The 316-nt window shown below is 70.3% G+C and carries 1 pseudogene; it reads left to right on the forward strand.

The features are described from left to right. A pseudogene (locus TN53_RS43610) lies at nucleotides 1–291 on the forward strand (hypothetical protein); the annotation flags it as partial. Nucleotides 292–316: the final 25 nt, after the last annotated feature.

Genomic DNA, 316 nt, shown 5'->3' on the forward strand with positions numbered 1-316 from the left:
GACCAAGGCGCCATCCACGGCGCGATGCTCGACATCACGGCCGACGCCGTCCGCCGCAACTCCGCCGACCAGGGCAAAGGCTTCGTCCCGCAGACGAAGGGGTGGGTGGTGAAGCAGACGAACGGCACCCAGCTCCGGCACCGACGCCTCGCCCGTGAGTACGCCCACCGACCAGACACCTCCGCCGCGCGCGTCTACTGGGCCTCCATCGCGAACACGACCCGCCGCCTCACCACTCCGAGTCCGGCCCGGCGCGACACCCTCGGGCACTGCCCGAAACGTCATCGCTGAAATCGCGCTGGCAGGAACCGAGTCC

It is taken from the genome of Streptomyces sp. WM6386 (assembly GCF_000972385.1).
Taxonomy (GTDB): Bacteria; Actinomycetota; Actinomycetes; order Streptomycetales; family Streptomycetaceae; genus Streptomyces.